Annotated in this window: 20 protein-coding genes; 15 read left to right on the forward strand and 5 right to left on the reverse strand. The window is 67.7% G+C overall.

The window, feature by feature from the left end:
• Position 1: 1 nt before the first annotated feature.
• On the reverse strand, positions 2 to 997 hold the full coding sequence (locus AABQ55_RS30580) for a glycosyltransferase family 2 protein (protein WP_443021276.1): 996 nt from the start codon (positions 995 to 997) through the stop codon (positions 2 to 4).
• Between the two features lie 101 nt (positions 998 to 1,098).
• A complete protein-coding gene (locus AABQ55_RS30585; protein ID WP_272808928.1) occupies positions 1,099 to 1,416 on the reverse strand; it encodes an exopolysaccharide production repressor protein in 318 nt (105 codons plus the stop codon).
• A gap of 688 nt (positions 1,417 to 2,104) precedes the next feature.
• Here AABQ55_RS30585 and AABQ55_RS30590 point away from each other — a divergent pair.
• The 4 genes from AABQ55_RS30590 to AABQ55_RS30605 all read left to right on the forward strand — a co-directional run bounded on the left by AABQ55_RS30590 (position 2,105) and on the right by AABQ55_RS30605 (position 6,423).
• A complete protein-coding gene (locus AABQ55_RS30590; RefSeq protein WP_244768901.1) occupies positions 2,105 to 2,782 on the forward strand; it encodes a sugar transferase in 678 nt (225 codons plus the stop codon).
• 104 nt (positions 2,783 to 2,886) lie between these two features.
• On the forward strand, positions 2,887 to 4,110 hold the full coding sequence (locus tag AABQ55_RS30595) for a polysaccharide biosynthesis/export family protein (protein ID WP_443021282.1): 1,224 nt from the start codon (positions 2,887 to 2,889) through the stop codon (positions 4,108 to 4,110).
• A 7-nt stretch (positions 4,111 to 4,117) separates the two neighbouring features.
• Complete coding sequence (locus tag AABQ55_RS30600; protein ID WP_272808930.1) at positions 4,118 to 5,395, forward strand: O-antigen ligase family protein; 1,278 nt, start codon at positions 4,118 to 4,120, stop codon at positions 5,393 to 5,395.
• Positions 5,392 to 6,423: an acyltransferase family protein gene (locus AABQ55_RS30605; protein ID WP_272808931.1), complete on the forward strand. Its 1,032-nt coding sequence runs from the start codon at positions 5,392 to 5,394 to the stop codon at positions 6,421 to 6,423. The genes AABQ55_RS30600 and AABQ55_RS30605 overlap by 4 nt, the downstream gene beginning before the upstream one ends.
• A gap of 233 nt (positions 6,424 to 6,656) precedes the next feature.
• Here the strand turns inward: AABQ55_RS30605 and AABQ55_RS30610 are convergent, their stop codons facing one another.
• Both AABQ55_RS30610 and AABQ55_RS30615 read right to left on the reverse strand, forming a co-directional pair.
• Positions 6,657 to 8,774, reverse strand: coding sequence for an ATP-binding protein (locus AABQ55_RS30610; RefSeq protein ID WP_272808932.1), 2,118 nt, complete (start codon positions 8,772 to 8,774; stop codon positions 6,657 to 6,659).
• Complete coding sequence (locus tag AABQ55_RS30615; protein WP_272808933.1) at positions 8,771 to 9,511, reverse strand: response regulator; 741 nt, start codon at positions 9,509 to 9,511, stop codon at positions 8,771 to 8,773. Before AABQ55_RS30615 ends, AABQ55_RS30610 begins: the two co-directional genes overlap by 4 nt.
• A gap of 233 nt (positions 9,512 to 9,744) precedes the next feature.
• Here AABQ55_RS30615 and AABQ55_RS30620 point away from each other — a divergent pair, with 233 nt between their 5' ends.
• The 11 genes from AABQ55_RS30620 (at position 9,745) to AABQ55_RS30670 (ending at position 23,687) form a co-directional block, all read left to right on the forward strand.
• Positions 9,745 to 10,767 (forward strand): ABC transporter substrate-binding protein, encoded by a 1,023-nt coding sequence (locus AABQ55_RS30620; RefSeq protein WP_272808934.1) that lies wholly within the window; start codon positions 9,745 to 9,747, stop codon positions 10,765 to 10,767.
• A 119-nt stretch (positions 10,768 to 10,886) separates the two neighbouring features.
• Positions 10,887 to 11,915: an ABC transporter substrate-binding protein gene (locus tag AABQ55_RS30625; RefSeq protein WP_272808935.1), complete on the forward strand. Its 1,029-nt coding sequence runs from the start codon at positions 10,887 to 10,889 to the stop codon at positions 11,913 to 11,915.
• A 72-nt stretch (positions 11,916 to 11,987) separates the two neighbouring features.
• Positions 11,988 to 14,201, forward strand: a complete 2,214-nt coding sequence (locus AABQ55_RS30630) for an ABC transporter permease (RefSeq protein ID WP_272808936.1) — start codon at positions 11,988 to 11,990, stop codon at positions 14,199 to 14,201.
• A complete protein-coding gene (locus tag AABQ55_RS30635) occupies positions 14,198 to 15,259 on the forward strand; it encodes an ABC transporter ATP-binding protein (protein WP_272808937.1) in 1,062 nt (353 codons plus the stop codon). Before AABQ55_RS30630 ends, AABQ55_RS30635 begins: the two co-directional genes overlap by 4 nt.
• 115 nt (positions 15,260 to 15,374) lie before the next feature.
• The gene (locus tag AABQ55_RS30640) at positions 15,375 to 16,175 is read left to right on the forward strand and encodes an inositol monophosphatase family protein (RefSeq protein ID WP_272808938.1); all 801 of its coding nucleotides are present in this window, start codon (positions 15,375 to 15,377) and stop codon (positions 16,173 to 16,175) included.
• 222 nt (positions 16,176 to 16,397) lie between these two features.
• On the forward strand, positions 16,398 to 18,224 hold the full coding sequence (locus AABQ55_RS30645) for an ABC transporter permease (protein ID WP_272808939.1): 1,827 nt from the start codon (positions 16,398 to 16,400) through the stop codon (positions 18,222 to 18,224).
• A complete protein-coding gene (locus AABQ55_RS30650; RefSeq protein WP_272808940.1) occupies positions 18,224 to 19,345 on the forward strand; it encodes an ABC transporter ATP-binding protein in 1,122 nt (373 codons plus the stop codon). The genes AABQ55_RS30645 and AABQ55_RS30650 overlap by 1 nt, the downstream gene beginning before the upstream one ends.
• Positions 19,346 to 19,417: 72 nt before the next feature.
• Positions 19,418 to 20,524, forward strand: a complete 1,107-nt coding sequence (locus tag AABQ55_RS30655) for an ABC transporter substrate-binding protein (RefSeq protein WP_272808941.1) — start codon at positions 19,418 to 19,420, stop codon at positions 20,522 to 20,524.
• Between the two features lie 93 nt (positions 20,525 to 20,617).
• Positions 20,618 to 21,463, forward strand: a complete 846-nt coding sequence (locus AABQ55_RS30660; protein WP_272808942.1) for an inositol monophosphatase family protein — start codon at positions 20,618 to 20,620, stop codon at positions 21,461 to 21,463.
• On the forward strand, positions 21,460 to 22,101 hold the full coding sequence (locus tag AABQ55_RS30665; protein ID WP_272808943.1) for a dual specificity protein phosphatase family protein: 642 nt from the start codon (positions 21,460 to 21,462) through the stop codon (positions 22,099 to 22,101). Before AABQ55_RS30660 ends, AABQ55_RS30665 begins: the two co-directional genes overlap by 4 nt.
• The gene (locus AABQ55_RS30670) at positions 22,098 to 23,687 is read left to right on the forward strand and encodes a metallophosphoesterase family protein (protein WP_272808944.1); all 1,590 of its coding nucleotides are present in this window, start codon (positions 22,098 to 22,100) and stop codon (positions 23,685 to 23,687) included. The genes AABQ55_RS30665 and AABQ55_RS30670 overlap by 4 nt, the downstream gene beginning before the upstream one ends.
• A 96-nt stretch (positions 23,688 to 23,783) precedes the next feature.
• Here AABQ55_RS30670 and AABQ55_RS30675 read toward each other — a convergent pair whose 3' ends face one another.
• Positions 23,784 to 24,830: a LacI family DNA-binding transcriptional regulator gene (locus tag AABQ55_RS30675; protein ID WP_445190520.1), complete on the reverse strand. Its 1,047-nt coding sequence runs from the start codon at positions 24,828 to 24,830 to the stop codon at positions 23,784 to 23,786.
• Positions 24,831 to 24,857 lie beyond the last annotated feature (27 nt).

A 24,857-nucleotide genomic window follows, 5' to 3' on the forward strand; every position in this document is an offset into this window, starting at 1 on the left:
GTCAGACCGGCTCGGCGGGCAGCAGGTAGCGCAGGCCCGCCTCGGCCGGGACCCGCGGGCGGAAGCGCCGGTAGGCGGCCTCCGCCTTGTCGCGCAGGATGCCGCCGGCAATGGCCGGCAGGGTGGCGGGGTTGCCGAAGGCGTAGGAGAGGGCCGCACCGGCGCCGTTCTCCCGCTTGCGGTCGAGAAAGTGGCGCAGGGCATGCCGGTTGCCGATCTGGCGGCAGTGCCGGCGCAGGACGGGGAGCGCCTCGGGGGGGATGCCGCCCGTCGCCAGGATGGCGCGTTCGGCGGCATGCAGCGCCGCCAGGTCCTCCGTGCGGTGCCGGCCGCTGAGCGAGTTCTCGCGCACCAAGGCGCCGTAGCCGCAGCTCTCGATCACCGTATAGCGCGCGCCGTTCGCCAGCGCCCGCACATAGAGCTCGTAGTCCTCGCCAAGCCGCATCTCCTCGCGGTAGCGTAGCCCGTGCGCGTCGAGAAAGGCGCGGCGCATGACCGGTTTCAGGAAGCCCAGTTCGCCGCGCGGCGCGCCGCGGCGGGAGATGTTGCCGAGCACGAAGGCCTTGAGATCGAGCCGGCGCGGGCGCGGCGCGAACCGCGCCGGCTGGCGGAGCGGTTCGGCCTCGGCCATGAAGGCGATGTTGTCGGCAATGAAATCCCAGTCCGGGCAGGCGAGCATCTGGCGGAAACGGCCGGGGAAGAAGACGTCGTCCGCATCGAGAATGGCGATCAGCGGCGCGCGGGATACGGCGATCGCTCGGTTGCGGGCCGCCGAGGGGCCTCGGTTCCGGGTGAAGCCCAGGATCTCCAGCCGGCCGCTCGCATCGTTCGCGGCGGCGGCCGCCGCCATGGTACGGTCGTCCGACCCGTCGTCCACCACCACGACCTCGGCCACTTCCGGCTGCGCAAGGGCCGAGCCGACGGCCCGCCCGATCGTCTGCTCGGCATTCTTCGCGGCAATGATGACGCAGACCGTTTCTTCCCGGGCCATGAGCATACCCCCGTCACGCGTTGAACCATGGCGCGGGCCTGCCCGCGCTGCAATGCAGCATGAAAGGGGAAAAGGGCACAAAAACGGCCCGCGCGAGGACGCGGCGATCAGGGCTTGGAGTGGCCGGGCTCGTTCATCGAAACGGGAACCTTGCTCTTCGCCGCATCCCGGGTCTTGTCGGCGTCCGGCGTGCCGGGGCCAATCCCCTGCCGGCGCTCCCGGGCCGCGCGCCAGACCAGGAAGAGGGTGGTGAGGAAATAGCCGATCTGGATGAGGACGGCGCAGAGGAACGTCTGGAGGGCGGTGGTGGCGAGCGAGCCGGTGGAAAGATAGGTCACCACGGCAAAGGCGACGAGCGCGATGGCCATGCTCAGGAAGAAGCGTGGCGCATAGGCCATGCTGTCCCGCCACTTTTTGTCCGGCACGCGTTTCATCGTTGGAATCCGCCTTCTCCTCGCAGGCTGTGGGGCACTATAGTGTGTTTCCACCGGTGCAATCAACGGCAAGAGCCGCGCAGGCGCCCGCATGGGCTCCACCCTAGCCTGGCGACCTTGCGCTTCCGTTAAACGCCGCAGCGCCCGATTCGTTGCCTTGTTCTTGCCTCAATCGGGACATGGTCCACGCTGCATGCGGGTTATCCCGCCGCCAGCCTATCCGCGGGGTTGCGAAGGAAGGGCGCGGCGGATCAAATTTTATTACCGATTCAACGCTTCTTCGCCGGAAACTGTGCGTTGCAAAAATAATATTGCGATGCAAAATAATTCGCGGTTTCCATGTATATTATCGCGGGTTTTACAATCTGCCGCAGAGGATTCCGGGAATGAACCGTAATTCATCGGCTTGCGATTCATCAAAAGAAGTGATGTTGAAACTTTCAAGGTAAAGCCGCAGAAGTGCCATGGCCTTACCGCCGCGAAAAAGCTTGCCATTGAACCTGGATGAACATAACAGAACTTCAATTTAGCACATAAAGAATTTCTTAAATTCGAGTGCATCGTCCTTGTCCACGGCTTCACATTTCAAAAAACAAACTGTGACCACACAGTCCGCATTGGATGACGGGACGCGTCCGAGGGGACCGACCCTATCGCAAATCCAAGTGGAGCCATCTCTATGAAGTCCGCGACACGATCGGCCAGTTCGCCGTATTTCAGTTCGTTTGCAACCGGCGCGCCGCCGGTGGGGGGAATATCGAAACGAAGCTTCGACATCCTGGTGGCGCTCGGCGCCATCATCGTCATCAGCCCCATCTTCCTGATGATCATGGCGCTGGTGAAATTCTCCGACGGCGGCAGCGTCTTCTACGGCCATCGCCGCATCGGCTATAACGGCACGACCTTCCGCTGCCTGAAATTCCGCACCATGGCGGAAAACGGCGATGCCATCCTGCAGCAGTATCTGAAGGACAATCCGGCCGCCTATGAGGAGTGGCGCACCGCCCGCAAGCTGCAATACGATCCGCGGGTGACCCTCGTCGGCACCGTGCTGCGCAAGCTCAGCCTCGACGAGCTGCCGCAGCTCTTCAACATCCTGCGCGGCGAGATGAGCCTCGTCGGGCCGCGCCCGGTGGTCGAGGACGAGCTGGAGCTCTACGAGGCCTCCGCCATCTACTATCTCCAGACCCGCCCCGGCCTCACCGGTCTCTGGCAGGTCAGCGGGCGCAACGACGTGTCCTATGCGGCGCGCGTCGCCTTCGACACGCATTATGTCCGCAACTGGTCGCTGGTGAGCGATCTCATGATCGTCGCCCGCACCATCCCGGCCGTCTGCCTTTCGCGCGGCAGCTATTGATCCGAAAGACGCGCCTGCGGCCCCGGCTGCGGGACGCCCGGAAGACAGGGGTTTCCATGAAGACGAAGACACCGAACGCGGCGTTCGCCGCGGCCGCTTTTCCCATGAAGGCGCGCACGGCGCTCTGCCTTGCCTTTCTTGTCATCGCCGGTCCGGCGGGCGCCGAGGTCGGCGAATACCGGCTCGGGGTGATGGACAAGCTGCGCATCCGCGTGGCGGAATGGCAGACTGCCGAGGGCGCGATCCGCGACTGGAGCGCCGTCAGCGGCGACTACAGCGTCGGGGCGGACGGGGCGGTTTCCGTGCCCTTCCTCGGCCCGCTGCCGGCGGACGGCCGCACCACCGGCGAGCTTGCCGAGGAGATCGGCCAGAAGATGCAGGTCCTCTTCGGCCTGCGCGACCGCCCGTCCGCCTCGGTGGAGATCGCCGAATACCGGCCGGTCTATCTTGCCGGCGAGGTGCAGACGCCAGGCGCCTATCCCTATGCGCCGGGACTGACGGTGCTGAAGGCCGTCAGCTTCGGCGGCGGCCTGCGCCGCGCCGATGCCGGCCAGCGCTTCACGCGGGATTTCCTGCGCTCCGAAGGCGAGGCGGCCGTCTTCCTTGCCGAGCGCAACCGCCTGCTGGTCCGCCGCGCCCGCATCCACGCGGAGATGAACAACGCCAAGGGCATCGCCATGCCGAAGGAGTTCGGCGATACCGAGGAGGCGCGTGCGCTGATGGAGAGCGAGAAGGCGCTGATGGTCTCGCGGGAGAAGCGCCTGCGCCTGCAATTGACGGCGCTCGCCGATCTGAAATCCCTGCTCGGCACCGAGATCGACGCCCTCGCCAAGAAATCGCAGACCCAGACGCGGCAGCTCGAACTCGTCCAGGCCGATCTCGACAAGGTCGACACGCTCGCCGAAAAGGGCCTTGCGATCAGCTCCCGGCGGCTGGCGCTGGAGCAGCGCACCGCCGACCTGCAGGCCGCCCTGCTGGACATCGACACCGCCTCGCTGAAGGCCAAGCAGGACATCAACAAGGCCACGCAGGACGAGACCAACCTCACGAACGACTGGGACGCGCAGCTTGCCCAGGAATTGCAGAACACCGAGCAGGAGCTCGACACGCTGGCCCTGAAGCTCGGCACGAGCCGCAGCCTGATGTCGGAGGCGCTGATGCAATCGGCCGATGCGGCCGCCTTCAAGGACGGGCTCTCCTCCGCCAACATCGCCTATTCGATCCTGCGCACGGTGAAGGGCAAGGCCGAAGAGATCGCCGCCACCGAGACGACGCCGGTCCTGCCGGGCGATGTCGTCAAGGTGGGGCTGAGCCTGAAGACGCAGTGAGCCGGCCATGCGGATCGCCAAGGCAAGCCTGATCGACCCCGGGGCCAACACGGCCTATGCCGCGACCGCCGTCGCGCTGTCCTTCTTCGTCTTCGCCTATTCCTTCCGCTTCGGCCAGGTGTCGATCCTCGCCTATTATGCGCTGTGGCTGCCGTTGGTCATCGTCGATTACCGGCGGGTGCTCGGCAATTATGCGCGCTACGGCTGGATCTTCGCCTTCGCCGTCTTCGCCTGCCTCTCCGTCTTCTGGTCGCAGGCGCCAGGCGTCACCGCCCGCGCGGGCGTGCAATATCTCTCCCATGTCGTCTGCGCGCTGATCGCCATGCGCGTCGTCGACACGCGCACGCTGGTGCGCGGCGGCCTTGCCGGCACGGCGCTCGTTTTGTGTTATTCGCTCGTCTTCGGCGTCTATCATCTCGACCCGCTCGACGGCACCTACAGCTTCGTCGGCGCCTTCGCCTCCAAGAACCAGCTCGGCTTCTACGCCTCGCTCGCCGTGCTCTTCGCCTTTGCCGCGCTCTTCCTCGGGGCCGAGCGCGGGGCGTGGAAGCTCGTCGCCCTCGTCTGCGTGGCCGTCGCGCTCTACTGCCTGAAAGCCTCGCAATCGGCGACCTCGGTGCTGACGACCGCCGCCGTCGCGGGCCTCTGCCTCGGGCTGAAGGCGCTGGAAAGGCTGGCGCCGGCGCACCGCAAGATGCTGTTCCTCGTGCTTGCCGTCTTCGCCGTCCTCGTGCTTCTCGCCGGTGCCTATGGTGGGGGCTATGCGCTGGTGCTCGGCGCCTTCGGCAAGGATGCGACGCTGACGGGGCGCACCTATCTCTGGCAGCAAGGTATCGAGACGGCCATGGCCGCGCCCGTCGTCGGCATCGGCTACCAGGCCTTCTGGGTGCAGGGTTTCGCCGAGGCCGAGCGGCTGTGGGCCGCCTTCTTCATCGGCACCCGCTCGGGCTTCCATTTCCACAACACCTTCATCGCCGCGACGGTGGAGACCGGGCTGGTCGGCTGCCTGCTCCTGTCGATGGTGCTGCTCGCCGCGCTCGCCGGCCATCTCCGCCGGCTCCTCTCGGCGGCGCACGACCTGGAGGCGCTGGTCCTCTTCACCGTGGCGGCGCTGCTCGCGGTGCGCACCTTCGTCGAGATCGACATCCTCAATCCGTATCACGTCGGCTCCTTCCTGCTCTATTTCGCCGCCGGAAAGCTGGCCGATGCCCGCCGCGCTCGAAGGGGGCAGCCGGTCTACCGCGTCAGGCTGCCGCTGCGCCCAGAAGGGACGGTCCGTCCATGACGCAGGAAAGCCGGCCGGCGACGCTCTACGGCATCCAGTACCTGCGGGCGCTCGCCGCGCTCGCGGTCGTCTTCTTCCATGCCGGCGAGCGCAGCGGCCATGCGCTGGCGATCGGCGCGGCGGGGGTCGACGTCTTCTTCGTCATCAGCGGCTTCATCATGTGGGTGATCGTCGCGCGGCGGCCGGTCTCGCCCGGCCGCTTCCTTGCCGAGCGCCTGCGCCGCATCGTGCCCGTCTACTGGCTGGCGACCGGCGCCATGGTGGCGGGCGCGCTGCTCGGCCTCTTCCCCAATCTCGTGCTGACGGCACGCCACCTCCTCGCCTCGCTGTTCTTCGTGCCCTTGCCCTCGCCGAGCAGCGGGGAGGTCTGGCCGGTCCTCGTCCAGGGCTGGACGCTCAATTACGAACTCTTCTTCTACGCCGTCTTCGCCGCCTGCCTGCTCCTGCCCGCGCGCATGAGGCTTGCCGCCGTCGCCGCCATCTTCCTCGCCCTCGTGGCGCTCGGCCTCGCGGTGACGAGCGAGAACCCGCTCTTCGTCACCTATACGCGGCCGATCATCCTGGAATTCGTGGCGGGCATGCTGATCGGCCGGCTGTGGCTCGCCGGGCGGGTGCGCGGCCGGAGGCTCGGCCTTGCGCTCGTCGTCCTGTCGCTCGCCGGCTTCGCCGTGATCGGCCTCCTGCGGCTGCCCTTCGACGAATGGACCTGCGGCCCGCTCGCGGCCATGCTCGTTTACGGCACCGCGGCGCTGGAGCGGGAAGGCGGCGTGCCGCATCTGCGGCTTCCCGCGCTCCTCGGCGACGCCTCCTATTCGATCTATCTCTGGCACACCTTCGCCATCTCGGTCGTGGCGAAGGCGGGAACGATGCTCGGCCTGGTGCCGGCGCTCGTCTTCCTCGCCTCTGTCCTCGCCGGCCTCCTTGCCGGCCTTGCCGGCTACCTGCTCATCGAGCGCCCGCTGCTGCGCGGGTTTTCCGGAAAGCGCCGCCCGGACGTCGCCCGCAAGGCAGTTGCCGCCGGGGGGTAACGCATCCGTCCATGAGCCCGTTCTGCCTGTCGGCATCTCCCGCTTTGGAAGGAAACCGTTGCCGTTCTCCCCTTCTCCCCCGCGGGGAGAAGGTGCCGGCAGGCGGATGAGGGGGATGCCGGAGGCGCAAAGGCTCTATCCGAGCCACCCCCTCATCCGGCCCTTCGGGCCACCTTCTCCCCGCGGGGGAGAAGGGGAAGGAGGCAATGCCCGGCAGAGGTTAGGAGGGGACTTCACGCCGGGCGATTGCCCTCCGGCCCGAGCGGTGGAAAGGTGAGTTCCACCACCGTGCCCCGTCCCGGTGCCGAGAGGATGCGGGCGTCGCCGCCGCTCTGGCGCACGAAGCCATAGACCACGGCAAGGCCGAGGCCGGCGCCGCCTTCCTCGTCGCGCGTGGTGAAATAGGGCTCGAAGGCCTTGTCGGCGGCTTCCGGCGACATGCCGATGCCCTCGTCCGCCACCGACACCACGACGCCGGCCCCGCCGCCGAGGCAGCGGATGAGGATCGTCCCGCCCGACGGCATGGCGGCTGCGGCATTGAGGCAGAGGTTGAGGATGGATTGCTCGAACAGCGCTGCATCGAGCAGCACCGCCGGCAGGCCTTCGGCAATGTCGAAGACGAGCCGGCACTTCTCGCCGACGGCGATTTCCAGCACGTCCGCCATGCCGCGCAGCAGCGCGCCGATTTCCACCGCGCCCGGATGGATCGGCTGCTGGCTGCCGATGGAAAGCATGCTGCCGGCCAGCGACCGGCCCCGGTCTGCCGCCTTGCGGATGCGGGCGAGATGCCGCTTCTGCCGGTCGTTGAAGCCGGTCTCGCGCTCCAGCAGGCCGAGGCTGCCGGTGATGATGCCGATCATGTTGCCGACCTCGTGGCTCACCTGGTGCGTCATGCGCATGATGCCGTCGAGGCGCTGGATCTTGGCCGCCTCCGCCTCCTGCCGGTCGATATCGGTGACGTCGCGTGCGAGCAGCACGATGCCGCCGTCCGGCTGGCGCGACAGCGAGACCTCCGTCACCCGCCCCGCCGCGGAGCGATGGCGCAGCACGGAACGGTCGCCGAGCGCGCCCGCCTCGCTTTCGGCCGGCAGCAGCATCGGGTCGATCTCGGGGATCGGCGCGACGAATTTGCGCACCGGCAGCTTGCGCGCCGAGCCCGACCAGCCGACGAGCTCGATGACGCGGCGGTTCATGGTGATCGGCTTGCCGCGCGGATCGAACAGCGCGATGCCCTCGTTCATGGTGCGGAAGGTGGAGCGGATGGTGCGCGCGGCGGCCTCGGCGGTGCGCCGCAGCCGCGAGACGCGCTCGACGCTCTCGCGGAAGGCGCGGAAGGCCTCCAGCAGCCGCACCAGCTCGGTTTCCGTGCCGTCGTAGCGCGGGGCATCGACGTCCTTGCGCCCTTCCGCCAGCGCGTTCATGCCGTTCGACAGCGCGACGATGCCGCGCGAGACGCGCATGACGGAGCGGATGGAGAAGATCGCCATGACGAGCACGAGCAGCGCGGCGAAGGCGACGATGACGAGCAGCCGGCTCAGCGCATCGGATGTCGAGACGAGATCGTCGTTGAGGCCGCGGGCGACCGCCTCGCTCTGGGTCTCCGTGGCGTGCGAGAGATCGCGCGAGACGGAATGCAGCCGCGAGACGGCGGCGCGGATGGCGAACATTTCGAGGAGGTAGCGGGTCTGCGCCTCGAAGACGCGTTCATAGGGGGCGAACTCGGCGGCGGAAAAGCCGTTTGGGGCGGCGCGCACAAGGCGCGGCGCGGTTTCGGCGACATAGCGGCGGCGCAGTTCCCCGAGCTGGAACAGGCTGTCGGAATTGGAGGCCGACTGCACGATGGCGTTCAGCCGCCGGCGGAAATCGGTGTCGGCGATGCCGCTGCCCGTGGCGATCTCGCCGAGCGCGGCGGCGGCCTCGGCCTTGTGCTGCTGGGCGCTGTCCGCATCGCCCGCAAGCATCATGGTCTGCGTGCGGATCGTCTCCAGCAGCTCGACGATGCGGGTGCTGGCAAGACCCTTCACGGCCGCCGCCCCGCTTTCCGGCGCCATGGTGCGCAGCAGCGCATCGACCTGCGCGACCACCGAGCGGCTTTCGCTGGAGACCCGGTAGGGCGAGGTGGCGTTCATCAGGAAGGGGGCGCTGGAGACGAGGTCGGAAACCTGGCGCGAGACGAGCGAGGCCTTGGCGAGGCTCGAAAAGGCCTGCAGGCCGTAGCTCGCCATCTCCTCGCGCGCCCGCTGCAGGCCGTAGATGGCGATGGTCGACAGGCTGAAGACGAGCACGCAGATGAAGACGATCGCAAACGGCAGGCGGAAGGCGATCGAGGAGAGGAAGGGGCGGCTGATCACGGTGAAAGCTCGCCATCGTCTGTGTCGAGCACGTAGCCCTTGCCGCGCCGCGTCTTGATATGGCGCGGCAGGTCCGGGTTGCGCTCGATCTTGCGGCGCAGGCGCAGCACCAGCACGTCGACGTTGCGGTCGATGTAGCGGTCGCTCTCCGCGCCGAGCCGGTCGAGGATATGCGCGCGGCTGACCGGGATGTTCGGCGTCTCGGCGAGGATTTCGAGCAGGGCGAATTCGGCGCCGGTCAGCGACTTTCCGGGATCGGTGCGGCAGACGGCGCGGCGGTTCGCAAGGTCCACCGACCAGTCGCCGAGCTTCAGGGACGCCGGTTCGTGCTCGCGCTCGCTGTCCCGCTCGGGCTTCAGCGAGGGAATCGTGCGGCGCAGCACGGCCTTGATGCGCGCCGTCAGCTCGATCGGCTCGAAGGGCTTGACGACATAGTCGTCCGCCGCCGTCTCCAGCCCCAGTACCCGGTCGGCGGCGCTGCCCGCCGCCGTCACCATGACGATGCCGATGTTGGTCTGCGCGCGCAGGCGCTGGGCGAACACCCTGCCGGAAATGCCGGGCAGGTTATGGTCGACGAGCACGAGATGCACGCTTTCGCGCGCCAGCACGCCCGCCGCCGCCTCCGCCGACGCCGCGGTCACCGGTATCCAGCCCTCCGCCTCCACCAGGTCGGAGATGAGCTCCGCCATGTCCGGATCGTCCTCGACGATCAGAATCCGTATCCTCTCGTTCAGCACATGCCTTCCTCCCGCGCCCATCATAGTGAGGCCGGGATGATTGTTCAAAGCGGCTCGCATTATGCGGCCTTGTCACATTTGTAACCTTTGTCATCTTTGGGAGGGCGGGCAGGCCGGCGCTGTAAGAACGGTAACCATTCTTCGATTGCGGTGCGCGGCGGATGTGCCATCCTGAACGTGGAGATTGGGATGCCCGCCGTTGCAGGCGGCGCGTTCCGAATGGGAGGAACATCGTGAGAGGCATCAGCGCTTTCGGCGCGGGCGTAGCCTTGTGGCTGGCGACCGCCACGGCCGGCATGACGGCCCCCTCGCTCACCGTCCTGTGCGGTGTGGACGAGGCGTGGTGCGCCCTCATGCAGAAGGCCTACGAGGCGAAGACGGGCCTTGAGATCGCGATGACGCGCCGGAGCACCGGCGACATCCTCAACCAGATCCGCGCGGAAAAGGCCGCGCCCACCGTCGATGTCTGGTGGGGCGGCACGGGCGATACGCATCTGCAGGCCGGCTCGGAGAACCTGCTCGAACCCTACCAGCCGGCGCATGAGCGCGACATGCTGCCCTGGGCGCAGAACTTCTTCGCCATGTCCGGCGGCCGCTCGGCCGGCATCTATGCCGGGGCGCTGGGCTTCGCCTACAATGCCGACCTGCTGCACGCGGCGAAGCTGCCGGCGCCGACCTGCTGGAAGGACCTGACGGACATCGCCTATCGCGGCCGCATCCAGAGCGGCAATCCGAATTCCTCCGGCACCGCGTTCACGACACTGGCGACGCTGGTGCAGCTTTTCGGCGAGGAGGAGGCCTTCCGCTATCTGGCCGCGCTCAACCGCAACATCGAGCGCTACACGTCATCGGGCTCCGCGCCGGTCAAGGCCGCGGCGCGCGGCGAGGTGCTGATCGGCATCTCCTTCATGCACGACGCCGTCACGCAGAAGGAGGCGGGCTCCCCGCTCGTCATCGTCGCGCCCTGCGAGGGCACGGGCTACGAGATCGGCGCCGTCAGCATCGTCAAGGGCGCGCGCCATGTCGAGGAGGCGAAGCGCTTCGTCGATTTCGCGCTGAGCCCGGAGGGCCAGGCGACGGGTGCGGCGGCCGGCCAGAACCAGGTGCCTTCGAACGCCATGGCGGGCCTGCCGCTCGCCGCCCCCGATATCTCGCTGATCAAGATGGTGGACTACGACTTCGCCACCTTCGGCTCGCCGGAAGAACGAAGTCGGCTGCTCGAGCGGTTCGACGCGGTGGTCTCCGCGACGAACTGATCGAGGCCCGGAAATAACCCTATTCGACAACACGCGAACGCGCCGCCCGCGGGTAGCCCGATGGCCTCGCCGTGCCCGTTCGTGCTGCAGATCAAAACCAGGCAACAGGAGGATGCCCCATGAAGACCAGAACCCTTTCCCTCATGCTTTTCGCCGGAACGGCGCTTGCCGCCCTGCCGGCTGCGGCGGCCGGCGAACTCAACCTCATCTGCTCGGCCGACGTCGTCATCTGCGAGCAGATGAAGGGCGATTTCGAGAAGGCGCATAGCGACATCAAGGTGAACATGGTGCGCCTGTCCTCGGGCGAGACCTATGCCAAGGTGCGCGCCGAGGCCCGCAACCCGAAGACCGACATCTGGTGGGCCGGCACGGGCGACCCGCATCTGCAGGCCGCGTCGGAGAACCTGACGCTGGAATACAAGTCGCCGAAGCTCGACGAACTGAACGACTGGGCGAAGAAGCAGGCCGAAAGCGCGGGCTACAAGACGGTCGGCGTCTATGCCGGCGCGCTCGGCTGGGGCTACAACACCGAGATCTTCAAGTCGAAGGGCTTCAAGGAGCCGGTCTGCTGGGCCGATCTCCTGGCGCCGGAACTGAAGGGCGAGATCCAGATCGCCAACCCGAACTCCTCCGGCACCGCCTATACGGCGCTCGCCTCCCTCGTGCAGATCATGGGCGAGGACCCGGCCTTCGACTACCTGAAGAAGCTCAACGACAACATCTCGCAATACACCAAGTCCGGCTCGGCGCCCGTCAAGGCGGCGGCGCGCGGCGAGACGGCGCTCGGCATCGTCTTCGTGCATGACGCGGTGGCGCAGACGGCCGAAGGCTTCCCGGTCAAGTCGATCACGCCCTGCGAAGGCACCGGCTACGAGATCGGCTCCATGTCGATCATCAAGGGCGCGCGCAACCTCGACAATGCCAAGATCTGGTACGACTGGGCACTGACCGCGGAGGTCCAGTCGCGCATGAAGGATGCGAAGTCCTTCCAGCTGCCGTCGAACAAGAACGCGGAAATCCCGAAGGAAGCGCCGCGCTTCGAGGACATCAAGCTGATCGACTACGATTTCGCGACCTATGGCGAGCCGGCCAAGCGCAAGGCGCTTCTGGAGCGCTGGGACCGCGAAGTCGGCGCGGCCGCCAACTGACGGCCCGATGGACGGCGCCCGTCTCCTCCGGGCGCCGTCTTCCCGAAACGACACACCATAGCGAGGTCGGCCATGAGACATGGCAATCGCAGGCTGGACGTGGTCCTGATCCTGGGCGCGGTCGCTTTGACCCTTCTGCCCTGGTACCGGATCGACGGCGGCTTCTACGGGTTCGGTTGGCTGGCCGGTTTCCCTCTTTCGACCGAGGTCGCGCCCGGCCTCGTGCAGATCGCCGCGCATGGCCGGTGGTGGCTAGCCGGCGTCGTTCTGCTGCTTCTTCTTGCCGGCGCGGCGCGCGGCATGGCGGACCCGATGCGCCGCGGCGCCGCGCTGGCCTGGCTGGGTGCGCTCGGCGTCCTCTTCCTGTCGCTGCAGGGCCTTGCCATCGGCTTTTCCGGCTGGACGTGGACGATCAGCGAAAGCCTGTTCGGCGCGCTTTCGGACGGCCAGCCCTCGATGGGCGCCGGCGCCGTGCTGTCGGCCGTCGTCTTCGTGCTGCTCTTTTCCTTCGGCCTTGCCGAGCGCGGCGTCATGAAGGGCGATGCCTTCGTCGTCAGCGCCATCTCGCTGCTCGTCTTCCTCGTCGCGGTCTTCGTCTTCTATCCGATCAGCAGCATGTTCGCCGGCTCGGTGCAGGACTTCGACGGCTCGTTCAATCCGGACAATTTCATCCGCAACCTTCAGGATCCGAGCATCTGGAGCCTGAACTGCGTCATCGGTGCGGGGCGCTGCGGCGTTGCCTGGCGCACCCTGTGGCTCGCCATCATGACCGGTCTCGGCTCGACGCTGCTCGGCCTCGCCTTCGCGCTGGTCGCCACCCGCACGCGCTTTCCCTACAAGAAGGGCCTGCGCCTCCTCACCATCCTGCCGATCATCACGCCGCCCTTCGTCATCGGCCTGGCGCTGACGCTGCTCTTCGGCCGCGCGGGCGTCATCACCGAGGGGCTTTCGGCGCTTTTCGGCATCGAGCCCGGCCGCTGGCTCTACGGCCTCACCGGCATCTGGATCGCCCAGGTCCTCTCCTTCACGCCGATCGCCTTCCTCGTCCTGATCGGCGTCGTCGAGGGCGTCAGCCCGTCGATGGAGGAGGCCTCCACGACGCTGCGCGCCGACCGCTGGCGCACCTTCCGGCGCGTCTCGCTGCCGCTGATGAAGCCGGGCCTCGCCAATGCCTTCCTTATCGGCTTCATCGAGAGCATGGCCGATTTCGGCAATCCGCTGGTGCTCGGCGGCAGCCACGGCGTGCTCTCGACGGAGATCTTCTTCGCCGTCGTCGGCTCGCAGAACGATCCCTCGCGCGCCGCCGTGCTCGCCATAGTGCTGCTCGTCTTCACGCTCTCGGCCTTCCTCGCCCAGCGCTTCTGGCTGTCGGGCAAGAACTTCGCCACAGTCACGGGCAAGGGCGACAGCGGGGCGCATATCGCGCTGCCGCGCGGCCTGTCTATCGGCGTGCATGCCATCGTCATCCCCTGGGGCCTCTTCACGCTCGTCGTCTACGGCATGATCCTCGTCGGCGGCTTCGTGAAGACCTGGGGCCTCGACAATTCGCTGACGCTCGACCACTACGCCAAGGCCTTCTCCATCAGCTTCGACGGCAGCATCGCCTGGACGGGCGTCGCCTGGAACTCGTTCTGGACGACGATGGAGATCGCGCTGATCTCCGCGCCGCTGACGGCCATCGTCGGCCTTTTGACGGCCTATATCATCGTGCGCCAGAAGTTTACCGGCAAGAACGTGTTCGAGTTCGCGCTGATGATGAGCTTCGCCATTCCCGGCACGGTCATCGGCGTCAGCTACATCATGGCCTTCAACCTGCCGCCGCTGGAGATGACCGGCTCGGCGCTGATCCTGATCGCCTGCTTCGTCTTCCGCAACATGCCGGTCGGCGTGCGCGGCGGGATCGCGGCGATGAGCCAGCTCGACAAGAGCCTGGACGAGGCCTCGCTGACGCTGCGCGCCGGCAGCTTCCGCACCATCCGCAAGGTCATCCTGCCGCTCCTGCGGCCCGCCATCACCGCAGCGCTCGTCTATTCCTTCGTGCGCGCCATCACCTCGATCAGCGCCGTCATCTTCCTCGTCAGCGCCGAATACAACATGGCGACCTCCTATATCGTCGGCCTCGTCGAGAACGGCGAATACGGCGTGGCGATCGCCTATTCCTCCATGCTGATCGTCGTGATGATCACCGTCATCACCGGCTTCCAGCTTCTCGTGGGCGAACGGCGCCTGCGCCGTGAAAACCGCGTCGCCGGCCTTGCCCCCTCTCGTCAGGAGAAAACCGCATGATCAACCAGAAAGCCGGCTCCGTCACCTTCGAGAACGTGAAGAAGACCTTCGGCGCCTTCACCGCCATCCCCGACCTTTCGCTCACCATCGAGCCCGGCACGCTCGTCACCCTGCTCGGCCCCTCCGGCTGCGGCAAGACGACGACGCTGCGCATGCTCGCCGGGCTGGAACACCCGACGGCCGGGCGCATCCTCATCGGCGGCAAGGACGTCACCATGCTGCCGGCCAACGAGCGCGACGTCTCGATGGTCTTCCAGTCCTATGCACTCTTCCCGCATATGAGCTCGCTCGACAATGTCGCCTACGGTCTGGAATCCTCCGGCCTCTCGCGCAGGGAGGCGCGGGAGAAGGCGGAGGAGGGGCTTTCGCTCGTCGGCCTTGCCGGCATGGGCGGGCGCCTGCCGGCCGAGCTTTCCGGCGGCCAGCAGCAGCGCGTCGCCGTCGCCCGCGCGCTGGTGCTGGAGCCGCAGGTGCTGCTGCTCGATGAACCGCTCTCCAACCTCGACGCCCGCCTGCGCCGCCGGGTGCGCACCGAGATCCGCGAGCTCCAGCAGCGCCTCGGCTTCACCGCCGTCTATGTCACGCACGACCAGGACGAGGCGCTTGCCGTCTCCGACCGCATCATCGTCATGAAGGACGGCGAGATCGCCCAGTCGGGCGCCCCGCGCGAGCTTTACGAATTCCCGGCCTCCTCCTTCATCGCCGATTTCATGGGTGAGGCGAATGTCATCGCCTGCGAGGTCGTCGGCATCAACGGCGCCGAGGCCGATATCCGCATCGGCAGCCTTACGCACCGCGTGCCCGCCGGCCGGGCGAAACCCGGCGCCGCCAGCCTTGCCGTGCGCCCCGGCGCGGTGACGCTCGCCGAAGGCCGCGGCGAGGGGCTGGCCGGCCGCATCCTGCATTCGGCCTATCTCGGCGACCATGTCGAATACGAGGTGGAGACCGATGTCGGCACGCTCTTCATCGTCGACCATGCCGTCGACCGCATCCTGCCCGCCGCCTCTAACGCCACGCTCGGCTTCAAGAACCGCGGCATCGCCCTCATCAGCAACTAGAGCAATTCCGCTTTTCCTCGAATCGCGGAAACGCTCTATCTTTTTGTTTTTACGCAATTCCGGACGCAAAACCGCTTCGCACTTTTGCTGGAATTGCTTACCCAAGGAAATCAGCATGACGTCGCAAGAGACGGACCTCGACAGGCGCTTCGTCCTCGCCAAGGCCATCGCCCAGGAGGCGGGAGCCATGGCGCTCGATTATTTCAACCGCCGCGACAGCCTGGTGATCGAGACCAAGCGCGACCCGCAGGACGTCGTCTCCATCGCCGACCGTAATGTGGAGAAGCTGATCCGCGAGCGGGTCGAGGCGACATTCGCCGGGGACGGTTTCCTCGGCGAGGAGTTCGGCCACACGGCGGGCATCTCCGGCTATACCTGGGTGGTCGATCCCATCGACGGCACCGCGCCCTTCGTCAGCGGCATGCCGAACTGGTGCGTCTCGGTCGCCGTGCTGCACGGCGACGAGCCCGTCATCGGCGTCATCGGCGCGCCCTGCCACAACGAGCTCTATGCCGCCGCCGCCGGCAGGGGCGCCAAGCTCAACGGCAAGGTCCTGACGCTCGATCCCACTCGCAACGTGCGCAATGCCATGACCGGCATCGGCGCCAACAGCCATGTGACGCCGGAGGCCATGGCCGATATCGTCAGCCGGCTGCTGCAGGCCGGCGGCACCTTCATCCGCAACGGCTCCGGCGCGCTGATGCTCGCCTATGTCGCGGCCGGCCGGCTCGTCGGTTACTACGAGCCCTACATGCACGCCTGGGATTGCCTTGCCGGCTATTGCCTCGTGAAGGAGGCCGGCGGCTGGCATCACCCCTTCCCGGTGGAGGGTGAGCGGCTGACCAAAGGATCGCCGGTCGTCGCCGCAGGTCCGGGCGCCCGCGCCGACCTCGAAAAGCTGGCCGGGTTTGCCTAGCCGGCCGGTTTCACACATCAATGCACGGCTGTGCAATATTGTGTTGACAAGTGCCGACCCTCAATGATTGACTGCACCCACTGACCAGCCGGGATGGGAGGAAACATTCCCGGTTTGGTCGAATTCGGTGCGGTGGCCGGCGGAAGCCGGCAGGGGAGGAAACATTGCACGGCTTTGCGAAGATTGTTGGAAAAACGTGCCGCAGCGCACAAGGCGGGCTCCATGGCCACGTCTGATGCGGCTGTAGCGCCAGCGCCCGTTGGCGGCGCGCGCTGGCGCTACCGGTTGCGGCTGGCGCTGCGCGAGCCGACGACGGTGATCGCCGTCCTGATGGCGGCGCTGTTTGCCTATCTCATCGTCGTGCCGATCCTGTCGATCCTTTCGGATGCGGCCACCGTGCAGTTCGGCGACGAGCGGCGCACGGCGGGCGAAACGGGCAGCTTCACCGCCTACTATCTCTACCGCGCCTTCGCCTCTCCCGTCGCCTACGATCTCTTCTGGGAGCCGCTCGCCAACACGCTGAAGGTGGCCTTCGGCGCCATCGCCATCTCGCTGTCGGTCGGCGGCGTGCTCGCCTGGCTGATCGCGCGCACCGACATGTTCGGCCGCCGATGGTTCGCCACCGCCCTCATCGTGCCCTACATGCTGCCGGCCTGGACCTTCGCGCTCGCCTGGACCACGCTGTTCAAGAACCGCACCGTCGGCGGCCAGCCGGGCTGGTTCGAGGCGATCGGCCTGTCGCCGCCGGACTGGCTCGCCTATGGCCAGGTGCCGATCACCATCATCCTCGCGCTGCACTATACCCCCTTCGTCATCCTGCTGTTCGGCTCGGCGCTGCGCCGCTTCGACAGCCAGCTGGAGGACAGCGCGCGCATTCTCGGCGCGCCGGGCCGGGTGGTCGCATTGCAGATCATCCTGCCGCTGATGCGCCCCGCGCTGCTGTCGGCGGTGCTGCTCATCTTCGCCAAATGCCTCGGCGAGTTCGGCGTGCCCTATGTGCTCGGCCTGCCGGTGAAGTTCGACGTGCTGGCGACCTCGCTCTACCGCTCCATCGGCTCGCGCCAGACCGGCGTTGCGGGCGTGCTCGCCGGCGCCATCATGCTGATCGGCGTTCTGGCCATCATGATCGACGCGCATCTCGCCCGCGAGGCGCGGCGCTTCGTCACCGTCGGCTCCAAGGGCGCGATGAACCGGCTGTCGCGGCTGAAATCCTGGCGCTGGCCGGCCAGCGGCTTTGCCGCCGCCATCTTCATCGTCTCCGTCGGCATGCCGCTCCTGACGCTGGCGCTCTCGACGGTCATGCACCAGCCCGGCAGCTTCGCCCTGTCGAACTTCACGCTCGACTACTGGATCGGCCGGGACCTGCCGACGGTCGCCATGCGCACCGGCATCCTGCTCAGCCCCGATCTCTGGCAGGCGGCGCTGAACACGATCTGGATCGTCGGCATCGCCTCGGTCTGCTCGGGCATCCTCGGCGTGCTCACCGGCTATGTCGTGGTGCGCACGACCATCCGGCCGCTGGCGATCTTCCTGCGGCAGGTCACCTTCATGCCCTATCTGGTGCCGGGCATCGCCTTCGCGGCCGCCTATCTCTCGCTCTTCGCCGTGCAGCGCGGGCCGATCCCCGGCCTCTACGGCACGACGCTGATCCTCATCCTCGCCCTGATGGCGGACCAGATGCCCTATGCGTCCCGCGCCGGCATCTCGGCCATGATGCAGCTCGGCAAGGACCCGGAGGAGGCGGCGCAGATCGTCGGCGCCGGCTGGTTCCGCCGCATGACCTCGATCGTCATCCCGATCCAGAAGGGCTCGCTCGTCACCGGCATCCTCCTGCCCTTCATCTCGGGCATCAAGGGGCTCAGCCTCTTCGTCATCCTCGCCGTGCCCGCCACGGACGTGCTGACGACCTTCTCGCTGCGCCTCGTCGACTACAACTACACCCAGGCCGCCAACGCCGTGGTGCTGATCATCGCCGGCCTTGCCTATGGCGGCACGGTGCTCGCCCAGCGGCTCACCCGCACCAACCTTGCCGAGGGACTTGGAAACTGATGCCCGATATCGTTCTCAGCAATGTGCAGAAATCCTACGGCGCCGGCTCGCCCAACGCGGTGAGCGACCTCGACCTTCACATCAAGGACGGCGAGTTCATGTGCCTGCTCGGCCCCTCCGGCTGCGGCAAGACGACGACGCTGCGCATGATCGCCGGGCTGGAGAACCTGACGGACGGGGAGATCCGCGTCGGCGAGAAGATCGTCGACAGCCCGGCGCGCGGCGCCTTCATCGGCCCGGAAAAGCGCGGCATGGGCCTCGTCTTCCAGTCCTATGCGCTCTGGCCGCATCTCACCATCGAGCGCAACACGGATTTCGGCCTGCGCCTGCGCAAGGTGCCGAAGGCCGAGCGCGAGGCGCGCGTGACCGAGGTCATGAAGGCGCTGGACATCGAGAAGTACCGGCACCGCTACCCCTCGCAGCTCTCCGGCGGCCAGCAGCAGCGCGTGGCGCTCGCCCGCATGCTGGCGGTCAATCCCGGCGTGCTGCTGCTCGACGAGCCGCTGTCCAACCTCGACGCGCGCCTGAGGCTCGAAATGCGCGCCGAGCTGAAGCGCATCCACGCCGCCTTCGGCACCACCATCGTCTTCGTCACGCACGACCAGTGGGAGGCGATGACGCTCGCCACCTCCATCGCCGTCATGAACGAGGGCCGGCTGCAGCAGCTCGGCACGCCCAACGACATCTACGACCGGCCGGCCAACCGCTTCGTCGCCGAATTCGTCGGCAGCCCGCCGATCAACATTCTCGAAACCGCGACCGGCCATGCGCTGGATCGCGCCGCATCGCATTGGCTCGCCGGTCGGCTCGGCGAGAGCGCGGGGGTCGGCTCGGTGGGCTTTCGGCCCGAGGCCTTGCAGATCGCGCGCTCGGAGGCTGCCGTTCCCGGCGACAGCTTCCGCCATGCGGCCGAGGTCACCGGCATCCTGCCGACCGGCGGAAGCTGGATCATCGAACTGAAGGTCGACGGCCGCGCCCTCTTCGCCACCACCACCGAATGCCCGGTGCTGAAGGGCGGCGAGCGGGTCTTCGTCCATGCCCGGCCGACGGCCATGCATGTCTTCGACGCGGCGGGCCTCAGGCTTGCCGGCGCCGACGACACGCTGGCGCGCGCCGCCTGAACCGAAACGGAAACTGAAACCCGCGCCATCCGATGGGAAGAGACGGACGGGGCGAAGCTGGAGGAGGAGAGCATGCGGAAATACGGTTTACTGGCAGGCGCTGCGCTGGCGCTATGCATGGCCGGCGGGGCGCTGGCGGAAGACTTCAACCTCGACGCGCTGATCGAGGCGGCGAAGAAGGAGCCGCCGCTGTCGGTCTATGACAGCACCGGCAAGATCGTCGACATGGTCGAGGCGTTCAACGCCAAATACGGGCTGAAGGCGGAGGGCTCGAAATCCAAGGCGACCGCGCAGCTCGAAACGATCATCCGCGAATCCCAGTCGGGCAACATCCAGACGGACGTGTCCTTCATCTCCGACCCCTCGGCGGTGGTCGGCCAGCTGATGCCCGCCGGCTTCGTGGAGAACTGGGTGCCGCCGGATCTCGCCAAGGACATCTCGCCCGAGGCGCACAACCCGCTGCTCGTCGTGTCGAGCCCCAACTTCCTCGCCTACAACACCAAGCTCTACGACAAGTGCCCGATCACCAATATCTGGCAGCTCACGGAGGCGGAGTGGAAGGGCAAGGTCGCCATGCAGGACCCGCTCGGCAAGCCGTCCTACACCGACTGGTTCAACCAGATGCGCAGCCGCATCGACGACAAGATCGCCGCCGCCTACGAGAAGCAGTACGGCAAGAAGCTGGAGAGCGACCTCGGCAGCGCGACCGAGGCCTTCGTGGCGGCGCTCGCGGCCAACGGCCCGCTGCTGACGGATTCGGATTCCGCCGCCGCCGAGGCCGTCGCCGCGCCCGGCCAGAGCGAGCCCTTCGTCGGCCTCGTCGCCTCGGCCAAGTTCCGCGACAATGCGGGCAAGGGCTTCTCGCTGGGCCTTTGCACCGGGGTGGATCCGATCATCGGCTTCTCCAACCCGACGGTCGGCGTCATCGTCAAGGGCTCGGACAGCCCGAATACGGCAAAGCTCTTCGTCCACTATGCCATGACGGCCGAGGGCATCGCGCCGCAGGCCGAGGACGGCAAGCTGTCCAGCAACCGCACCGTCGGCCTGCCGGACGACGAGCCGTCGGGCATCGGCAAGCATCTCGATGCCCTGCTGAACTACGACCCGGCGACAGGCCTCGAAGACTGGGACAGCCGGCAGGACTGGCAGGATTTCTGGCGCGTCCACTACAAGCGCTGAGCCAAAGACGGGCGGGCCGTTTCCCGGCCCGCCTGCCGCCCTTGCGGCGGCAATGATGAACCGGAAACGAACAGGGCAGGAAAGACAGGGCACATGAGCATTGACGAGGGGGCGATCGACCGCCGGGAGGCCTTCCTGCACGCGCTTGTCCGCGAGGCGGCGGATCTCGCCCGCGCCGGCTTTGCCCGGCAGACGGGGCAGGCGGTCAGCATGAAGGGCCCGCAGGACTACCTGACGGAGACCGACGGGCAGGTGGAAGACCATCTGCGCGCCCGGATCTCGGAGGCTTTCCCCGAGGACGGCTTCCTCGGCGAGGAGGGCGGCGGCGAGCCCGGCCGGCAGGCCTGGGTGGTCGATCCCATCGACGGCACGGCCAATTTCGCCCGGGCGATCCCGCATTTCTGCGTCGCCATCGCCTTCATCGCCAAGGGCGAAGTGCAGCTCGGCGCTATCGTCAACCCGGTGCTGGACGAGGTCTATTTCGCCCGCCTCGGCCGCGGGGCGCACCGCAACGGCAAGCCGATCCGCGTTTCCGCCACGAGCGACATCACCGCCACCTCCTTCGAGATGGGCTGGTCGAACCGCCGGCCGCTCGCCCGCTATATCGGCGCGCTCAACGCGCTCTTCGAGGCGGGCAGCAATGTGCGGCGCGGCGCCTGCGGGGCGCTGGGGCTCGCCTATGTTGCGGACGGGCGCAGCGACGGCTATGCGGAGCTGCACATGAATTCCTGGGATTGCCTTGCCGGCCTCCTGCTCGTGCGCGAGGCGGGCGGGGTGACGGGGCCGTTCCTGTCGCTCGGCGGGCTGACCGCCGGCGCGGCGGTGCTGGCCGCCGCGCCCGGCGTCGCCGCCATCCTGTCGGAGGCGACGGGCATTCCCCTTCTGACCGGGCCGGACCTTCTGGCCGCGGCGGAAGAAGAGCATCGGAGAACCGCATGACCGACAAACCCACCCGCCACTACGATCGCCCGCCGATCAGCCGCGTCTACGAGAACCTGCCGGGCTTCGGCGTCGATCTCTTCGTCGGCGGTCGCGAGGGGGCGTCGGACGTGCCGCTGCTGCGCGAGAACGGCATTTCCACCGTGCTCAACTGCGCGGTCAACCTCGACTTCAACTATGTCGCGGCGCCCGACGAGGTCTCGCATGACAGCTGCGTCGGCTACGGCCCGGCGCCCATCCGCTACTACAAGCTCGGCATCGTCGACGGCCCCGGCAATCCCGACACGATGTTCCTCGCCGGCTACTACCAGCTGCTCGGCGCCTTGCAGCAGGTCCTGCCGGAAAAGCCGAGCTATCCCATGCGCGAGCGCGGCAACGTGCTGGTCAACTGCCGGGCCGGGCGCTCCCGCTCGGTGATCCTCGCCGCGCTCTTGCTGCATTTGCAGATCCCCGGCGAATTCCCGACGCTCGCCGCCGCGGTCGACCATGTGCGGGTGAAGCGCGAGCTGCGCCCCGACGAATGGCACGAGACGCCGAAGCCCATGCTTATCGCCGCCGCCGAGAGCGCCGCCGGCTGGGTGCGCCTCGTCGAGGCCGATCGCGCCCGCGCCGCCGCGCCCGCAAGAGCCACTGCATGATCCGCATCGCCGTCATCGCCGATCCGCATGTGCATGATTGTGCGTGGATTCCCGAGGGCTCCGGCCTGCCCGGCGCCATCCGCAGCTTTGCCGAGACCGCCGCCTCGACGCGCGTCTTCAACGAGAGCATCCCCGCCTTCCGCGCCGCGCTGGATCATGTCGCCGCGGCCGGCGTGAAGACCGTGCTCCTCGTCGGCGATCTCACCGACGACGGCCAGCGGCCGAACATCCGCGCCGCGCTCGACCTTGTCGCGGAGTATCGCGAGCGCCACGGCATCCGCGTGCTGATGACCCCCGGCAACCACGATTTCTACGCCCTTGCCGGCCGGCCGCAGGACAAGAGCTTCCTCATGGCCGACGGCCGGTCGCTGCTCCTCAGAAGCGCCGATTGCCCGGAGGCGGCGACGCTCGGCACGGCGGAGGCGCTCGCCATGCTCTCCGGCCTCGGCTTCATGCCCGAGGCGGGCGACCTGCACTGGGAAAGCCCCTTCGGCACCGATCCGGCCTGGGAGGCCCGCAGCTACGAGGCGGTAAGCCCGGACGGCGGCACGCGCTGCCGGATGATCGATTCCTCCTATCTCGTCGAGCCGGTGGAAGGCCTCTGGGTGCTCGCCATCGACGCCAATGTCTGCGTGCCGCGCGACGGGGCGGAGGATCTCGCCGATCCCGGAGAGTTCCACGATCCGACCGACGGCGGCTGGCGGGCCGTGCTCGCGCATCGCGCCCATCTCCTTGCCTGGATGGCGGACGTGGCGACGCGGGCGAAGGCTAGGGGCAAGCGGCTCGTCGCCTTCTCGCACTATCCGGCGCTCGATCCGCTCGGCGGCGTGTCGAGCGAGGAGGTCGCGCTGTTCGGCCCCACCGGCCTTGCCCGCCGCGCACCGACACCCGCGGTGGCCGATGCCTTCGCCGCGACCGGCGTTTCCCTGCATTTCTCCGGCCATCTCCATGTCAACGACACGGCGCGGCACGAGACGGGCGCGGGACGCTTCGTCAATATCGCGGTTCCCTCGCCGGTCGGCTACGGGCCGGGGCTGAAGATCGTCGATCTCTGCGCCGATCGCAGCGAGATCCGCACGCTCTCTCTCCGGCAGGTGCCCGGCCACGACGCGGCCTTCGCGGCCTATCGCACCGAGGCGGCGCGGGAAGGGGCGGCGGAGCCCGCCGCGAGTTCCGCGCCCGACCACGGCACCTTCCTCAGCCGCCATCTCGTCAACCTCGTGCACGGGCGTTACCTCGCGCGCGAATGGCCGCGCGACATGGTGGAGTTCGTGCGCACGGCGACGGTCGCCGACCTTCTCGAAACGCTCGGGCTCGCTGCCGCCGGCGCGCCGGCCTTCGGTCTCAACGAGCTCGTCGAGGACTGGTACCGGCTGCGCAAGGCGGGCGAGCTCAGCCAGGCGGACATCGCGTCCGACCGGCTCGCCTTCTACCGGGACATTTGCGCAAGGGCGCCGCATATCGAGGGCGACGGCCTGCCGGCCCGCTTTTCCACGCTGCTGCGCATGATGCGCGCCTATCTCGAGCGTCCGCCGAACCGGGATTTCTCCCTCAGCCTGCCCGACCTCGTCGTCCGGGCGCTTTAGAGTTTGTCAGGAAAAGTGGGAGCCGGTTTTCCCGAAGAGACAAACGAAAACAAAGAAACCGAGAATCTGTCTGGTTCAGAATGAACCTGACAGATTCTAGGGCCGCACGCTCTTGCGCCAGGCGACCTGCGTCGGCAGGCGCTTGGGCGGGGCGGGGTCGGCCTCGTCCTTCTCGATGATGGCGACGATATGGTCGGCGATCTCGCCGATCGGCTGGCGGAAGGTGGTGAGGTTGTAGCCGATCCAGCCGGCCTGCGGGATGTCGTCGAAGCCGACGACGCAGAGCGCCTCGGGGATGTCGAGGCGGAATTCCAGCCGCGCCACGTCCATGAAGCCGAGCGCCAGCAGGTCGGTGGCGCAGAACACGCCGTCCGGCCGGCCGGAGGCGCCGAGCAGCTGGCGGGCGCCTTCCGCGCCGGTCGCGTAGCTGGTCGGCCCGGCACGGCTGACCTGCGCTTCGAGGCCGAGCTCGGCGGCAGCGGCGACGAAGGATTGCTCGCGCGTCACGATGCTCGGCGTGCCCGCCGTCGAGCTGACCACGGCAAGGCGCCGGCAGCCGGCCCGGTGCAGCATGAGGCAGGCCTCGCGCGCCGCGCTCTCATTGTCCACCAGCACGATCTCCGGCCCCTCGATCGGGTCGTCGCGGTTGATGAGGATGACGCGCTGGCCGTTCTCGATGCAGGTCTCGATCAGCGAGACGGGCGGCGCGCCGGACACCACCACCGTGGCGTCGGCGCGGTAGTTCAGCGTCTGGCGCAGCGCCGCCTCGACATTGTCCGGCTGGCCGGCCGTGTTCAGCACCATGACCACCTTGCCGATCGCCTGCAGCTTGCGCGTGGTGACCTCCACCACATTGGAGTGGAAGGGCGCCTGCAGCTCCGCCACGATCATGCAGACGATGCCGGACCGGTGATGGATCAGCCCGCGCGCCAGGTGGTTGACGTGGTAGCCGAGCTTTTCCGCCGCCGCGAGCACCTTGGCGCGCGTCGCCGGCGAAACGCTGGCCCCGTCGGTGAAGGTGCGCGAGACGGCCGAGCGCGAGACGCCCGCGAGCTCGGCCACGCGAATGGCGCTGACCGAGGCCTTTTTCGGCCTGGACCTGGATGTCGTCACGTCTTCCTGCCTCCGGTGGCGTTTGTGCATACTTGCGCATATTCTTCGCCCTGTGCA

Origin of the sequence: Shinella sp. WSD5-1, assembly GCF_963942435.1 — a bacterium.
Taxonomy (GTDB): domain Bacteria; phylum Pseudomonadota; class Alphaproteobacteria; order Rhizobiales; family Rhizobiaceae; genus Shinella; species Shinella yambaruensis.

What these genes read in the sequence shown, in the direction of transcription:
- AABQ55_RS30580 (WP_443021276.1), bottom strand. Translation starts at nt 997, where the DNA reads ATGCTCATGGCCCGGGAAGAAACGGTCTGCGTCATCATTGCCGCGAAG.
- AABQ55_RS30590 (WP_244768901.1), top strand. Translation starts at nt 2,105, where the DNA reads ATGAAGTCCGCGACACGATCGGCCAGTTCGCCGTATTTCAGTTCGTTT.
- AABQ55_RS30595 (WP_443021282.1), top strand. Translation starts at nt 2,887, where the DNA reads ATGAAGGCGCGCACGGCGCTCTGCCTTGCCTTTCTTGTCATCGCCGGT.
- AABQ55_RS30600 (WP_272808930.1), top strand. Translation starts at nt 4,118, where the DNA reads ATGCGGATCGCCAAGGCAAGCCTGATCGACCCCGGGGCCAACACGGCC.
- AABQ55_RS30605 (WP_272808931.1), top strand. Translation starts at nt 5,392, where the DNA reads ATGACGCAGGAAAGCCGGCCGGCGACGCTCTACGGCATCCAGTACCTG.
- AABQ55_RS30625 (WP_272808935.1), top strand. Translation starts at nt 10,887, where the DNA reads ATGAAGACCAGAACCCTTTCCCTCATGCTTTTCGCCGGAACGGCGCTT.
- AABQ55_RS30630 (WP_272808936.1), top strand. Translation starts at nt 11,988, where the DNA reads ATGAGACATGGCAATCGCAGGCTGGACGTGGTCCTGATCCTGGGCGCG.
- AABQ55_RS30635 (WP_272808937.1), top strand. Translation starts at nt 14,198, where the DNA reads ATGATCAACCAGAAAGCCGGCTCCGTCACCTTCGAGAACGTGAAGAAG.
- AABQ55_RS30640 (WP_272808938.1), top strand. Translation starts at nt 15,375, where the DNA reads ATGACGTCGCAAGAGACGGACCTCGACAGGCGCTTCGTCCTCGCCAAG.
- AABQ55_RS30645 (WP_272808939.1), top strand. Translation starts at nt 16,398, where the DNA reads ATGGCCACGTCTGATGCGGCTGTAGCGCCAGCGCCCGTTGGCGGCGCG.
- AABQ55_RS30650 (WP_272808940.1), top strand. Translation starts at nt 18,224, where the DNA reads ATGCCCGATATCGTTCTCAGCAATGTGCAGAAATCCTACGGCGCCGGC.
- AABQ55_RS30655 (WP_272808941.1), top strand. Translation starts at nt 19,418, where the DNA reads ATGCGGAAATACGGTTTACTGGCAGGCGCTGCGCTGGCGCTATGCATG.
- AABQ55_RS30660 (WP_272808942.1), top strand. Translation starts at nt 20,618, where the DNA reads ATGAGCATTGACGAGGGGGCGATCGACCGCCGGGAGGCCTTCCTGCAC.
- AABQ55_RS30665 (WP_272808943.1), top strand. Translation starts at nt 21,460, where the DNA reads ATGACCGACAAACCCACCCGCCACTACGATCGCCCGCCGATCAGCCGC.
- AABQ55_RS30670 (WP_272808944.1), top strand. Translation starts at nt 22,098, where the DNA reads ATGATCCGCATCGCCGTCATCGCCGATCCGCATGTGCATGATTGTGCG.
- AABQ55_RS30675 (WP_445190520.1), bottom strand. Translation starts at nt 24,830, where the DNA reads ATGCACAAACGCCACCGGAGGCAGGAAGACGTGACGACATCCAGGTCC.